Origin of the sequence: Streptomyces gardneri, from assembly GCF_006539185.1 — a bacterium.
Lineage (GTDB): Bacteria > Actinomycetota > Actinomycetes > Streptomycetales > Streptomycetaceae > Streptomyces > Streptomyces gardneri.
In genome coordinates this window covers 59,242-71,754 of the sequence record NZ_BJMN01000039.1, presented here as the reverse complement: position 1 = coordinate 71,754, position 12,513 = coordinate 59,242, and the positions used below count along the sequence as shown (strand labels likewise).

9 protein-coding genes and 2 pseudogenes are annotated in these 12,513 nt (G+C 67.8%); 3 read left to right on the top strand and 8 right to left on the bottom strand.

What is annotated here, in order from left to right; translation table 11 throughout:
- Positions 1 to 479: 479 nt before the first annotated feature.
- Positions 480 to 1,817 (top strand): FG-GAP-like repeat-containing protein, encoded by a 1,338-nt coding sequence (locus SGA01_RS28195; RefSeq protein ID WP_167534204.1) that lies wholly within the window; start codon positions 480 to 482, stop codon positions 1,815 to 1,817.
- 152 nt (positions 1,818 to 1,969) lie between these two features.
- A complete protein-coding gene (locus SGA01_RS42975; protein WP_359105439.1) occupies positions 1,970 to 2,380 on the top strand; it encodes an SbtR family transcriptional regulator in 411 nt (136 codons plus the stop codon).
- A 169-nt stretch (positions 2,381 to 2,549) separates the two neighbouring features.
- On the opposite strand, the pseudogene SGA01_RS28185 reads toward SGA01_RS42975, so the two are convergent.
- From SGA01_RS28185 to SGA01_RS28165, 5 genes and pseudogenes are all read right to left on the bottom strand, one after another.
- Positions 2,550 to 2,851: pseudogene (locus tag SGA01_RS28185) on the bottom strand (IS5/IS1182 family transposase); the annotation flags it as partial.
- A gap of 25 nt (positions 2,852 to 2,876) precedes the next feature.
- Positions 2,877 to 3,236 carry a hypothetical protein gene (locus SGA01_RS28180; RefSeq protein ID WP_141299665.1) on the bottom strand — a complete coding sequence of 120 codons (360 nt, stop codon included), beginning with the start codon at positions 3,234 to 3,236 and terminating at the stop codon, positions 2,877 to 2,879.
- A gap of 119 nt (positions 3,237 to 3,355) precedes the next feature.
- Positions 3,356 to 3,706 (bottom strand): hypothetical protein, encoded by a 351-nt coding sequence (locus SGA01_RS28175; RefSeq protein WP_141299662.1) that lies wholly within the window; start codon positions 3,704 to 3,706, stop codon positions 3,356 to 3,358.
- 312 nt (positions 3,707 to 4,018) lie between these two features.
- Positions 4,019 to 4,939 carry a hypothetical protein gene (locus SGA01_RS28170; RefSeq protein WP_141299659.1) on the bottom strand — a complete coding sequence of 307 codons (921 nt, stop codon included), beginning with the start codon at positions 4,937 to 4,939 and terminating at the stop codon, positions 4,019 to 4,021.
- Positions 4,940 to 4,974: 35 nt separating this feature from the next.
- Entirely contained in the window at positions 4,975 to 5,439 is a 465-nt protein-coding gene (locus SGA01_RS28165; protein ID WP_141299656.1) for a hypothetical protein, read from the bottom strand.
- Between the two features lie 219 nt (positions 5,440 to 5,658).
- Here SGA01_RS28165 and SGA01_RS28160 point away from each other — a divergent pair, with 219 nt between their 5' ends.
- Positions 5,659 to 8,916, top strand: coding sequence for an AfsR/SARP family transcriptional regulator (locus SGA01_RS28160; RefSeq protein WP_167534203.1), 3,258 nt, complete (start codon positions 5,659 to 5,661; stop codon positions 8,914 to 8,916).
- A 286-nt stretch (positions 8,917 to 9,202) separates the two neighbouring features.
- Here the strand turns inward: SGA01_RS28160 and SGA01_RS42250 are convergent, their stop codons facing one another.
- The 3 genes and pseudogenes from SGA01_RS42250 to fxsT form a co-directional block, all read right to left on the bottom strand.
- A complete protein-coding gene (locus tag SGA01_RS42250; protein WP_255325275.1) occupies positions 9,203 to 9,325 on the bottom strand; it encodes a hypothetical protein in 123 nt (40 codons plus the stop codon).
- 301 nt (positions 9,326 to 9,626) lie between these two features.
- Positions 9,627 to 9,774: pseudogene (locus SGA01_RS43100) on the bottom strand (YnfA family protein); the annotation flags it as partial.
- 15 nt (positions 9,775 to 9,789) lie between these two features.
- Positions 9,790 to 12,432 carry an FxSxx-COOH system tetratricopeptide repeat protein gene (gene fxsT / locus SGA01_RS28155; RefSeq protein ID WP_141299651.1) on the bottom strand — a complete coding sequence of 881 codons (2,643 nt, stop codon included), beginning with the start codon at positions 12,430 to 12,432 and terminating at the stop codon, positions 9,790 to 9,792.
- Between the last annotated feature and the right edge of the window lie 81 nt (positions 12,433 to 12,513).

Sequence of the window (12,513 nt, the reverse complement as noted above, 5' to 3'; positions counted from 1 at the left end):
TCTTCTTGGACACCGCGGCATACGTGGTCGCGTTCCCGGCCTGGACCGCGGCTTCCTGCGCGTAGTCGGCGGCCTTGTCCGCATGATTGGCAGCCGAGTTGGCGGCGTCCCGGGCTCCGTAGGCAGCGAGGGCAGCCTGGCGTGCCAGCTCGGCAGAACGGTCGGCCGCCCTATCAGCAGCGTCGGCATGGCGGCGCGCTTCAGCTGCGGCTTGGCGGGCCGCGTTGGAACTCACACCGGCAGCTGCCGCGGAATTGTTGGCGGCATCAGCGGCGTCAGCCGCGAGTCGCGCGTTCGCGGAGGCGCTCTTGGCGTTTAGGGCGGCGACCCTGGCAGCGGCCGAGGCCTTTCCGGCGTTGTCGGCGGCGACAGCCGAGGTTCTGGCGACGGTCGCTGCGAGTCGTGCCTGCGCCGCAGCTACATAGGCGCCATCTGCAAGTGCCTTGTCCCCGGCGGCCGCGATGGCTGCCCGGTGGGCCTTGTTTACTGCCTCCGCCAAGCTGACGATGAAGGCCGATGGCAACCTCGTCATCACCTCCAACGCGGGCAAGACCCTGTGGTCCACCGGCACCACCGGGGCTGGAGCCACCGCCCTGCTCGACGCCACCGGCAACCTCGTCGTCCGCAACGCCGCCGACACCGCGAACCTATGGGAAGCGAAGACCAGCGCTGCAGGCGGTACCGCGGCCCTTACCGACCGCGGCAGCCTCACCGTGTACACCGCGCAGGGTGTCTCCCAGTGGTCCAGCGGCACCGTGGTCCGCAACGACTTCAACGGTGACGGCTTCGCCGACATGAGCAACTGGTACGTCCACTCCGACGGCACCGACGCCATGCACCTCTTCGAGGGCACCACCGACGGCTCCATCGCCGCCCCGCACTCCTCGATGGCCCGCACGGCCACGGACGAGTGGGACTTCAACGCCATGAAGCAGGTGTCCGGCGACTTCAACGGCGACGGCATTTCCGACGTCGCGGTGATGCGCAAGTACGCCACCGAGACCAAGCTCTGGACCTTCCTCGGCAAGCCCAACGGAGCGTTCCAGGCCCCGTTCGCCACCTGGACCGGCCCCATCGCGTCCTGGCAGTGGGAACGCGCTGTCCTGCACTCCGGTGACTCCAACGGCGACGGCCGCGACGACGTCATCGCCTGGTACGAGTACTCCGACGCCAGCGACGCCCTGTTCACGTTCGTTGCCAACGCGCAAGGTGGCTTCGGCACCCCGGTCAAGAGCTGGACGTCCACGTCGTGGACCCGCGCCATGGGTAAGACCGTGACCGGCGACTACAACGGCGACGGCCGTGACGACATCGCCGTCTTCTACGACTACGCCGGTGGCGCCATCAAGGTGTGGACCTTCCTGGGGCAGCCCAATGGCGGCTACGCGGCCCCCTTTGCCGGATTCACCCACGACGGCTGGGGCGACTGGGCCATCACCCACGTCCACTCCGGCGACTTCGATGCCGACGGCCGCGACGACGTCCTCTTCTGGTTCGACCACCCGGACGGCCGCGACATCGCCTACGTCCTCGAGAGCAACGCCGACGGCACCTTCGTGGCCCCGCGCGCCGCACTCACTATCCCCGCCGGCAGCCTCACGTACGGATCCATGAAGACCGTCGTCGGTGACTACAACGGCGACGGCCGCGGCGACATCGGCGCCATGTACGGCTACACCAACGGCACCGTGAAGATGTTCACCTGGCTCACCAAGCCGGACGCCACCTTCGACCCCGTCAAGGTCAGCTGGTCCACCACCACCGCGGGCGCCTGGTCGTACGCCAGTACCCACTTCATCGACCGCCACCACGGCTAACAGCAACCACAACCTCACCCACAGGGCCTGGCAGCTCACCCCGACTGCCAGGCCCTGCCCACTGCCGCTGCCTGTACAGCTGACGACGGGACCGCCCCTGAGCGTGCCACTGCGCTCGCCGTCCCGGGCCACACCCGCTCTGACGGCCCCGCATGCCTTGGGCACCCGCCTTCACCTCCTCAACCGACTGTCTGTTCGACGTTCAGTCGCTTGTCGGCGGGGTGGGGAGGGCGAAGGAGGTCTCCCAAAGCCGTCCTGAACCAGCCGGACTCCAGCTCCGGGGCAGCGCCTTCCGGGGGCTGCCGGCTTCGCTGATGGCCACGCTCGGCGACCCGGATTCGGCCCTGCACGCTTCATGCCTGGCCATGCGCGAGGCCAGCGGCCGACTGCTGCGGGTGGCCCAGGAAACCGGGCGGATCCGCCCCGATGCGAACGGCACCGACCTGTTCGCCTTGCCCAACGCCCTCAGCTGGGTCTCCGACCAGGCGCCTTCGATCGCCGCCCGCAGCGACCACCTGCTCACCCTGGTCATGGACGGTCTCGCGAACTCCTTTACCAGGTAGACCATGCTCGCAGGGTCTTGTCCGCGTCAGCAATGATCACCCGGTTATCGCCTTGAGGGCTGGCTCCCGGCCGCCGTCAACCGGCCCGGTCTCGGTCCGTGGCCAGAGGTCGGTCTTCGTCTCGCTGGAGACCTCTGGGCTCAAAGAGCGCTAAAAAGCGCTCGGTGTATCACCGCCTACCGTGCCCGAGCCTGTAAAGACCAGCGAGGGCGAGGTTGTGCATGCGGCGGTGCTGAGCGTGGCGGGTGTATCCCGTCGCCCTTGAGGCGGCAGTCGCGGAGGATCTTCCTGGTCTTCACCATGACGAAGACGTGCTCGACGCGGGCCCGTGCCTGCTTGTGGGACTTGCTGTGTTCCTCCTTCCAGCCGCGACGTTCGGTCAGGCCGCGCTCGCGGCGGTCGCGGGGTGGTCAGTCCGGATTCCGAGTAGCCGCCGTCGGCGAATGTGAGGGTCTTGCCAACGGCGGCCTGGCGCCGGACTGCCAGCTCAGGTATGTCAGCTGTGGATGAACCACCAGTTGTCGGCCTGGTTCGGCTCGACGTAGTCCTGCTTCTCGCCGACGGTGACCTCGCCGGAGCAACCGGCGCCCGAGTAGCCGACCCAGTGCAGGTTCCCCTTCCACCACCAGCCGCCGATGTAGTTGTCCTTGACGGGGGTGTTGAAGCAGGCTGTGGTGTACTCGTCGGCGTGGTTCCAACCGGCTACCCGGATGGAGTAGGTGTCGCCCTGAGTGTCGTAGAAGCGGAGCTGCTGGCCGTTGGTCCCGGCGAACGCGGAGCCGGAGCCGAGCACCGCAAGGGCCGCGCCGGTGGCGGCTATGGTGCCGATCCTTGCGAGCGTGGTCTTGATGGTCACGGGGTGTCCTTTCGGGTCAGCCGTACGACATGACGAGTCGTCGGCTCGGGATGGCGGAACCGTGCGCCACAGAAGTGACGGTGCAGGGCGGCGCGTGGTGGACTTCCTGCGGAGGCGTGTTACAGGCCGATCTGGACGTAGTTGTCGCTGCCCTGGTTCCAGGGGAACCAGGAGGAGTGGGTCCCGAGGTTGGCGCCGGAGCAGTCGCTGCTGAAGTAGGGGGTGACGCGGACGTTGCCCCACCACCACCAGCCGTCGAGGTTGTTCTCCCGATGGGGGGTCTGGAAGCAGTGGCCGAGCCACTCGTCGTTTTGGTTCTGGCCGTAGATGTAGACGGAGTAGACGTCGCCACGTCCGTCGATGTACTTGGCCTGTTGGCCCGAGGTTCCGGCCGTGGCGGGGGTGATGGCGAGGATGGTGATCGCTGCGGTGGCCAAGGCAGCGAACGCGGTCTTCTTGAGGGACTTCACGTGGGTTTCTCCGTAGGAAGTAGCGATGGGAAAGCCGTTCGGATGGGCGGGTCGGATGAGACCTTCATGGGGGGCGGACAGCGCCGCAAGTTATCCACGCCGGGCTCAGCGAATGAACAGCCAGCAGCTGATCGCAATGGCGACACCCACGGCCGACGAGGCCAGGACTCGCGCCCTCCTCAACGCTTGTCCGGTTCGTAGTCCCGCACGAGCGAGGGAATCGCAATCCATGGTGAAGTCTTCTGCGGTCGCCTTCATAAGCCTGCGAATCCGAGGATCCATCACATCCACTCTGACCCCCGAATTCCTCGTCTAGCGGACGGCCGCAGTGGCGAGAATGTCATCAACCGCTTTCATCTTCCTTTGATGCATCAGGTGCAACTTGTCGAGGGATTTGCGGTGTTTCTGGATCAGGGGTTGCTGCTTCTCCGATTCGACGGACAGCCACACCCGGGGAAGCTGGACGGACTCCTTGCACATGACGTCGGCGACCGCCGTTCGCCTCTCCAGCGAGGAAACGGCTGGGCCGAGGAACCGGTGGTCCGACATGGCCTCCAGTGGGGTCGCGTACGAGAACCCCGACGACTTCATGCAGGAGGACCACCGGGTGAAGACCGCGCGCAGGCGAGCGTCCTGTGAAGATTCCTGGTTGGCGCGGCTGTTGATCAGGCTCGCGATCTCCGAGCCCTCGGGGTGCGCGAAGGGTGCGTGGATTCTGTCGTTTGCCTCCCTTGTGCAACCGCCCTTCGGGATCTGGCGCCCGTGGAGAACGGGAAGCGTCGGCCGGGAGGGCGTCGCTGTCCTCGCCGGCGCTTGCGGATTCGTCGTCCCGTGGAGAACCAGCATGAGATCGTCGTCGATCCTCGTCCGCTTTTCCGGCGCGTTCCGGGTCGGAAGGTGGTAGCCGTCCGATTCGGCCTCGCGGAGCCGGACAAGGCCGTAACGTCGATCCGAAGGTTGCGGCGCGGACGCGTCGTGCACTGGTGCCCGGGCAACGATTCCGAACCTGCGGACGCACGCGTTGAGCAGGGCGTTTTCAGCGGCCTGGATCCTGGCGTGCTGAGTCGCCGTGAAGCTGTATTTCGCGAGCGGCAGGCTGAAGGTCGGAGAGGACGCCTCACGCGTGGCCGGTGGGGTTTCGGGAGAATCGGTGGTGACCGAGGCCGTCCCCCTGGTTTCTCGAGACGCCGATTCGGGCTCGGGAACGCATGTGGTCATGCCGAGGAGCGACAAGGCCGGCAGTAGAATGCGAAGGCCTGAATTCATTCTCACTGGAACTGGTAGCACGTTCCCGTGTAGGCCCACGTCATGGACGCGTTGTTGTTGTAGGTGTAATGGAGCTGGTAAGCCTTGGCGTTGGGGGCAATCGCGTCGCATGCCCCGCCGTAGTTGCTGTTGTAGTAGATGGTCGCCCATGTCTTCGAAGGCCACCCCCTTACTTGGGTGTACCCGGAGGCGGCGTTGTTCTTGACGCTGCGCCCCAGTCCGGCGTCCGTGAGCCCGGGCCACTCGAACTTGTACGGCCCGAAGTCCGGAATGGGATTGTCCCAGAACGTCTCGCCCGCGCCCCCGAAGTTGCTGTTGTAGAACAGGTTGAGGCACAGGTGGTTGTACCCGTCGTTGGGACACGTCGGCCCCGCTCCCGCGGAAGCGGCCGGAGCTGCTGCGAAGGCTCCCACCGCCGCCGTGGCCACGGCGGCGAACAACGCAGCCGCACGCTTGATATTCCGCACGAACTCCCCCTGAGTAGATGTTCATCGAAGCGACGGGACGATCCTCCTCACTCTCCTTAACAACCGTCTAACGTGCGGCGTTAAGGCTGGCGGGATGCGCGGCTGGCCTGGTCGGAAACCCGCCCGGAGCACATGCCCTACGGCGGCAACGCGCACGGCCGTGGATCGCGCCGCTACGATGAAGGCGGGGGATGCCCCTGCGTTCACACGGGGGTGGGGATGAGGTTCGGGCTGCTTGGCGTGCTCACCGTGCACGACGGCAAGGGAGTGGACCGCGCGCCCAACGCCTCCATGCCCAGAGCCTTGTTGGCCACGCTGCTCTTGGACCCGAACCGGAGCGTCTCCTACGACCGGATCGAAGCGCTCCTGTGGGACGGGCGGCCCCCGGTCAGGGCCCGCGCCTCGTTGCACAACCACCTGATGCGGTTGAGGCGTTCACTGGGTGACGCCTCGCGAGTGCGCAGCGGGGCGGGCGGTCTGGTGCTGGGCGTCGAGGAAGAAGAGCTGGACCATCGGCTCTTCACCCGGCGTGTGGAGGCGGCGCACAACGCTCGGCTCGCGGCGGACTGGCAGAGCGTGGGCCGCGAGGCGGACGCCGCACTGTCGTTCTGGCGCGGCGACCCCTTGGCCGAATTCCCGACCCTGACCTTCGACGCCGTGGCTCAGGTGGCCGAGTGGCATGAGGCCCGCCTGCAGGCCGTCGAACTGCGGGGCGATGCTGTGCTCCGCCAAGGCCGCCACGCCGAGCTGCTCGCCGAGCTCACCGGCCTCACCCAGGAGTTCCCTCTACGGGAGTCCTTCCACGCGCAACTCCTTCAGGTGCTGCACCGAACCGGCAGAACGGCCGAGGCCCTGGACGTCTATCACCGCCTGCGTCGCAGACTTGTCGACACCATGGGTGTCGAGCCTGGGCCGACGGTCCGTCTCGCCTATCAAGAGGCACTCGACGACGAACCGCTGCCCGAGCCACACGCAACGGCCGCGACGGTGCGCTCCTCGCCAGGCGCGTTCGAGTTCGCCGTGCCGAACGCCTTGCCCCGGGACGTGGCCGTGTTCACCGGCCGGGCGATGGAGATCGATTGCCTGTTGGCCGGCGCCAGGCGCGATTCCGGTGGCCTGCCCGGCGTGGTGGGCATCCACGCGGTCGACGGCATGCCGGGGATCGGCAAGACGGCGCTGGCCGTCCACGTCGCGCACCGGCTCGCGGAGACGTTCCCCGACGGCCAGATCTTCCTGCCGCTGCACGCCCACACCCCAGGAACCTCACCAGTGGATCCGGTGGACGCGCTGACCACCTTGCTGCTCGCCGTCGGCGAGAGCCCTCAGCACCTTCCGGCCGACCCTGCCGCGCTGGCCGGCCTGTGGCGCAGCCGCGTCGCCGGCCGCCGCGTCCTGGTCCTGCTCGATGACGCCAGCGGAAGCGGCCAAGTAGAACCGCTGCTGCCCGGGACGCCCGGCTCGATGGTCCTCGTCACCAGCCGCCGCCGGCTGGAGGCCTTGACCGACGCGACGCCCCTGAGCCTGGGGCTTCTCACCCCGGCCGAGGCCGTGCACTTGCTCGTGGCCAAGGCGGCACGGCCGGACGTCACGGCCGACGATCCGACGGTCCGCGAACTTGCCGCTCTGTGCGGCCACCTGCCCCTCGCCATCCAGCTCGTGGCCGCCCGGTTGCGCCACCGCCCCACCTGGTCCCCGGCAGACCTCGTACTCGACCTCGGCACCGCTCACGGCAAGCTCGACGCCCTGGCCTCCGAGAACGCCTCCGTCGCCGCAGCCTTCGATCTCTCCTTCCGGGGACTCTCGCCGCAGAGCCGACGATTGTTCCAGCGGCTCGGGCTCGTACCGGGGGACTGCTTCGACGCCTACGCCGCCGCGGCCATCGAGGGCATCTCCCTCGGTGCCGCCCGCGCACTCCTGGAGGACCTGGAGAGTCAGCACCTCCTGGAGGAACCGGCACGGGGCCGCTACCGCATGCACGACCTTGTCCGCGCCTACGCCCGGGCCGGTGCCGTCGAGGACACGACGGCTCCTGTGGAGCGCCTGCTCGACTACTACCTGCACGCCACGACCGAAGCCGACCGCCACATGGCACGTTTCGCCGCCCCGGAGCTCGTTCGCACACCGAGCCTCCCCCCAGCGCTGCCCGTCTTCCGCGACGTCGAGGACGCCACGGCCTGGATGCGGGTCGAGCGGGAGAACCTGCGGGCGGCGGTCGAGTACGCCGCCGACCGGCGGCACATGGTCCATGCGACGCGCCTGCCCGCCGCGATGGCCGAGTTTCTGCGGGTGAACGGCCACTGGCTTGATGCGCTGGTGCTCCACGGGACGGCCCGGGATGCGGCCGTGGTGACGGGCGACCTCACCATGCGGGCGGTGGCCGACCACAACAAGGCGATGATCGAGTGCATGCGTGGTCACTACGAGCCGGCTGAAGCGGGGTTCCGCCAGGCCTTCACGACCGCTCGCGAGGTGGGTGACCGCCATTGGGAGGGGATCGCGCTGTGTGGGCTCGGAAGGGTTCTACGGCTGACGGGACGGTTCAGTGACTCCATCGGCACCCTACGGGACGCGCTCGCGTGCTTCGCCGGCACAGGGGACATGAAAGGCCAGGCCGCCGTCTTGATCGAACTCGGCCACGCCCAGCAGCTCACCGGTGACTACGCTCAAGCGGCATCGAGTCTGGAGCGCTCCTTGGATCTGAGCCGGGAACGGGAGGACGTCAGCCATGCCAATGCCCTCACCATCCTGGGTGACGTCCTCAGATCCACCGGACGGTACACCGAGTCTGTCGCCCGTCATCGCGAAGCCGTCGCCCTCTTCGAGCGCCTCGACGTTCCGCTGGGGGTGGCGAACGCCCTCACCGATCTCGGCGACGTGCTGAGACTGCTCGGCGCGTACGAGGAAGCCGCCAGCACGATAGCTCGGGCCCTGCGGCTGTGCCGAGACATCGGAGGCAGGCTGAGCGTGGCGCAGGCCCTCACGTTTCTGGCCCGTGTGCAACTGCGCCTCGGCCGTCCCGCGGATGCCGCGCAAGGGTTGCACGAGGCGCTCGACATCTGCGAGGAACTGGGCAGCCCCTTCGGGCGCGCGTACGTGATGATGCACCTGGCCGAGGCAAGGTCCGCCCTCGGCACCCACGCGGAGGCCCTCGACCTCGCGCTGGCGAGCGTGGAACTCTGCACGCAGACACAGGACCGCGGCGGCAGGACGACCGCCCTCGTCATCCTGGGTGACCTCCGGCTCGCCGAGGAATCCCCGGAGAAGGCTCTGGACTGCTACCAGGCTGCTCTTGCCCTCGCTCGCGAGATCCGTTCCCCCTATGACGAGGCCCGCGCCCTCGAAGGCGCCGGGCGAGCACTCGCATCCCTGGGGTCCGTCCCCGAGAGCCGTACGCTTCTCCGCCAGGCCCTCGCGATCGACGAACGGCTCCAAGTGCCCGACGCCGACCGCCTGCGCGCACTGCTGCCCGACACCTGAGACGGTCTGCCGACCGCAGGGCCTGTTTGCGAGCTCCGGCGAATGAGCCCACGATCGCTGCGACGGCCACGGTGGTGGTGGCCACCGTGGTGATATCTCTCCTGTCTCCATGGCCTCATGTTCCGTCGCTCCCGTACGCCGCGGGTACAGTCCGTCGGTCCGTTGATGAACTGTTGCATCGGCCTCTGGGTTCATCCACCGGATCCTTCTGACGTCAGTAGCAATTCCAGAGCGGGACGTACCAACACGCGACAGTTGAATACGCGAGCCCACCAGTATCAGCCCCCTACTCGGAGGCATTCGCCGGCAGGATCGTGAGCCAGCAGCCGCGGTACGGGCTGACGGATCGGAAGTCGCGCTCGTCCTTGGTGAGGACGTTGACCGTGTCCCATTCCGCCGCGAGCATCATCGTGGTGGCGTCCGACAGGTCGAGCTTGCGATCGGCGTAGTCGCGGCGGATCTTCTGAGCCGTCTCCAGAATCGGGCCTTGAGCTCAGGGACAATCAGGCGTCCCCGTTCCATCTGCGCCGCGATTCCGTCGAACATGGCGAGGACTTCGTCGTGGGTGAACCCAATGTTGTAGCCCACGTGGTCCAGTTCTGCGAGGACAAGCGGCGACATCACGATGGTGCCAGCCCTGTTGAGTACGTAGCGTGCCTTGTCGTAGAGCGGGTCCGTCTCGTCGTAGGCCGCGAGTATTCCTGACGTGTCCGCCAGCCGTCGGCGAACATGCCCCAGGCGATGGAGCCGGCGACGAAGACCCCAGCCGTACGCGGCGAGGATGCGGCCGAAGTTGTCGTCGTGCTGCCAGGTCGCTACTACCCCGCACCGGCCGAGGGCGATCACTCCCGCGCCGAGTGCTATTCGTGATCTCTACTCTTCGTCTTCTGCGTACTCAGCAGCAGCTTGGAGCGTCTCGTATGCGGCGATTGTGTCCGGGTGGTCCGGCCCATCGTGTCGCAAGCGCAGGGCGAGATTGGCCTGCAGCAGGGGTATCGCCTGGCCGACGCGTCCGATCTCGGCCAGGAAGAAAGCAAGGTTTTCACGGGAGACGACTGTGTCAGTGTGGTTGGCGCCTAGGGTCTGCTCGCGGCGGTGGAGCTCCAGCCGCAGGTACTTCAGTGCTCCCTCCTGGTCGCCAGCTTCGCGAGCGGCGAAAGCCAGATTGCGCAGCGACACCAGCGTGTCGGGATGGGTCGGACCCAGCACTCGCTCGCGGCGGGCGAGGTTGTCTTCGAACACGCGTACCGCCTGGCATGCGTGGCCGGCCTTGCCAAGTAGTGCGTGGGCCAGGTTGTTGCGCGCCAGTAGAGTGGTGGGGGCGTCCTCGCCGAAGGCATCCGTCTTGAGGGTGACGTTCTCCTCGAAGTACCCGATCGCGCGCGGCAGGTCACCGGCGGCCTGGTAGGCCTGCGCCAGCTGGTTGCGGCACTCCAGCGTCCGGGGATCGCAGTCCCCGTGCAGGCGCCGCCGTGCCAGCAGGGTCTCTTCCAGCAGTGCGATGGCCCGCCCAGTCTCGCCGTGGGCCTGGTATACCGCGGCGATGCCTTCGTCGGAGGCCAGAGTGGTCGGGTGGGCGGCACCCAGGAACTTCCGGCAGGAGTCCGCATTCTCCGCGAAACAGCGCAGCGCATCCCCTAGGCGGCCACCCACCTTGTATGCGTCGGCGAGATTCACCCGGGCCAGGAGCGTCTGCGGGTGGTCCTCTCCCAGCACCCGCTTGCGAGTGCGGAGGTTTTCCTCGAGCAGAGTCACCGCATCCCTCACCCGGCCGAGTCGCTGGTAGGCGATGGCCATGTTGTTGCGCGCGGTGAGCGTATGGGGATGGTCGGCGCCGAGCGTCGCGGTGTGAAGCTGCAGGGAGCGCTCGTACAAGGAGGTGGCGTCGGCGAGCCGCCCGTCCCGATACAGAGCGCCTGCCACGTTGTTCAACGCGGTGAGGCTGCGGGGGTGCTCCTCGCCGAGAGCATTGATGTTGTCCTGCAGACTCTGCCAGGCCAGGGGCAGCGAGACGCGCGGGAACCCTGCGTTGCCATAGGCGATCGCCAGGTTGCCCCGCACAGCGTGGGCTTCTGGGTTGGAGCGGCTCTTGCCGGGGCGTTGGTGGAAATCGAAGGCTCGCTCCAAATACCGCACCGCCTCCGTGTTGAATCCTTCGGTGTCCAGGAACACACCCATGTTGTTGAGTGCCCGGGCCACCCAGGGACTGTCGGTGGCAGCCGGCGCGTTGCGGCAGTAGGCGGCAACATGCGGGGCGAGACGGAACCAGGCAGCACGATTCGAGTGTGTCGAATCGGGCAAGGAGAGGCCGACGATGGCGTGGTGCTGCGCAGCATCGATGTCCTGAGGTTGGCGGTGGGCGTCGTCCGGGTCGGGGGTGCGGGCGACGGCTTGGACGAGCCGATGCATGGACAGGGTGCCGGTCGCGGGATCGGCGGTGATCATGCTGTAGGCGGTGAGGAGACCGACCGCGGCGTTCACTACAGGCTCGGTGATGTCGCCCAGGAGTTCGGCGGGGATGTGGTCGGGGGCGTACCAGGCCAGGGTCCGCAGGAGGTCGGCGGCCAGGGGCTGGTCGGCGGTGATCCGGTTCAAGGTGGCGCGCCAGATTCGGGCGATGGTGCGCTCAGGATCGATGCCGACGGCCCCTTGGTCGTACATCATCGCCGGGTCGCGGCCGATGAGATCCAGGTAGGCGCGGGGGGTCGTGAGCAGGTTTTGGGCCAGGTACGCGCCGGCCTGTTCCACGGCCAGGGGCAGGTAGCCGAGTTCGGCGCACAGCTCGGCGGCGCCGTCCATGTTCCGTCCCGGGGCGGTGGTCGCGGCCCGGCGGGTGAGCAGGTCCACCGCCTCCGCCTGGTCTAGGACATCCAGGCGCACCACGGTGGTGACGTCGTGCCAAGTGGTGGCGAGTCTGCTGGTAATCAGGAAGCGTCCGCCGGGAGCACGGGCGAGCAGAGGGGCGATGTCGCCGGGGTCGTTGACGTTGTCCAGGATCAGCAGCCAGCCAGTGTGGGTGGCCAGCCACTGTAAGGCGTACTCGGCCAGCGCCCCCTGCGTCAGGGCCTCGGCCAGGGCCGGTTGCAGGCTGGTGGCCAGCGCCACCAGGCCCTCGTGGACACCAGTGGGACTGTCAGCGTTGATCCACCGAATCGGGACGCAGCCGTGGGAGCGGGTGGCGGCCCAGTGCGCGGCGAGGGTGCTCTTGCCGACTCCGCCCAGCCCGTGCACCGCCTGCACGAGAACCCCGCCCGGGGCCGCCAGTGCGGCGTCGAGTCGCTGCAGTTCGCTCGTGCGGCCGACGAACGGCCCCCGGTGCAGCGGCAGGTCGTCCAATCCAGGGGGCGCGTCTACCTGTGCGGGGGGTCGCAATGCTTCGGCGGGAAGCTCCACGGCCCTGGCGCCGTCGCCGGTCATCACAAGCCCGTAGTTGTGCCCGTCGATGACGACGGAACCCTTCCCTGACGCCTCGATCTGCGGGACGACCTTGGCGAGAGCGGGTGGTTCCTTCCTCATTCGCGAGGGCCATTTCACTGTCCGGTGCCGCCGCTCTGGTCGCCGGTCGACAGGGTCCCAGAGCTGTTCCCACCGACGGCA

Bases quoted from the DNA above. Each gene is read 5' to 3' on its own strand.
- SGA01_RS42975 (WP_359105439.1), top strand. From the start codon at position 1,970: ATGCCTTGGGCACCCGCCTTCACCTCCTCAACCGACTGTCTGTTCGAC.
- fxsT (WP_141299651.1), bottom strand. From the start codon at position 12,432: ATGAGGAAGGAACCACCCGCTCTCGCCAAGGTCGTCCCGCAGATCGAG.
- SGA01_RS28160 (WP_167534203.1), top strand. From the start codon at position 5,659: ATGAGGTTCGGGCTGCTTGGCGTGCTCACCGTGCACGACGGCAAGGGA.
- SGA01_RS42250 (WP_255325275.1), bottom strand. From the start codon at position 9,325: ATGATGCTCGCGGCGGAATGGGACACGGTCAACGTCCTCACCAAGGAC.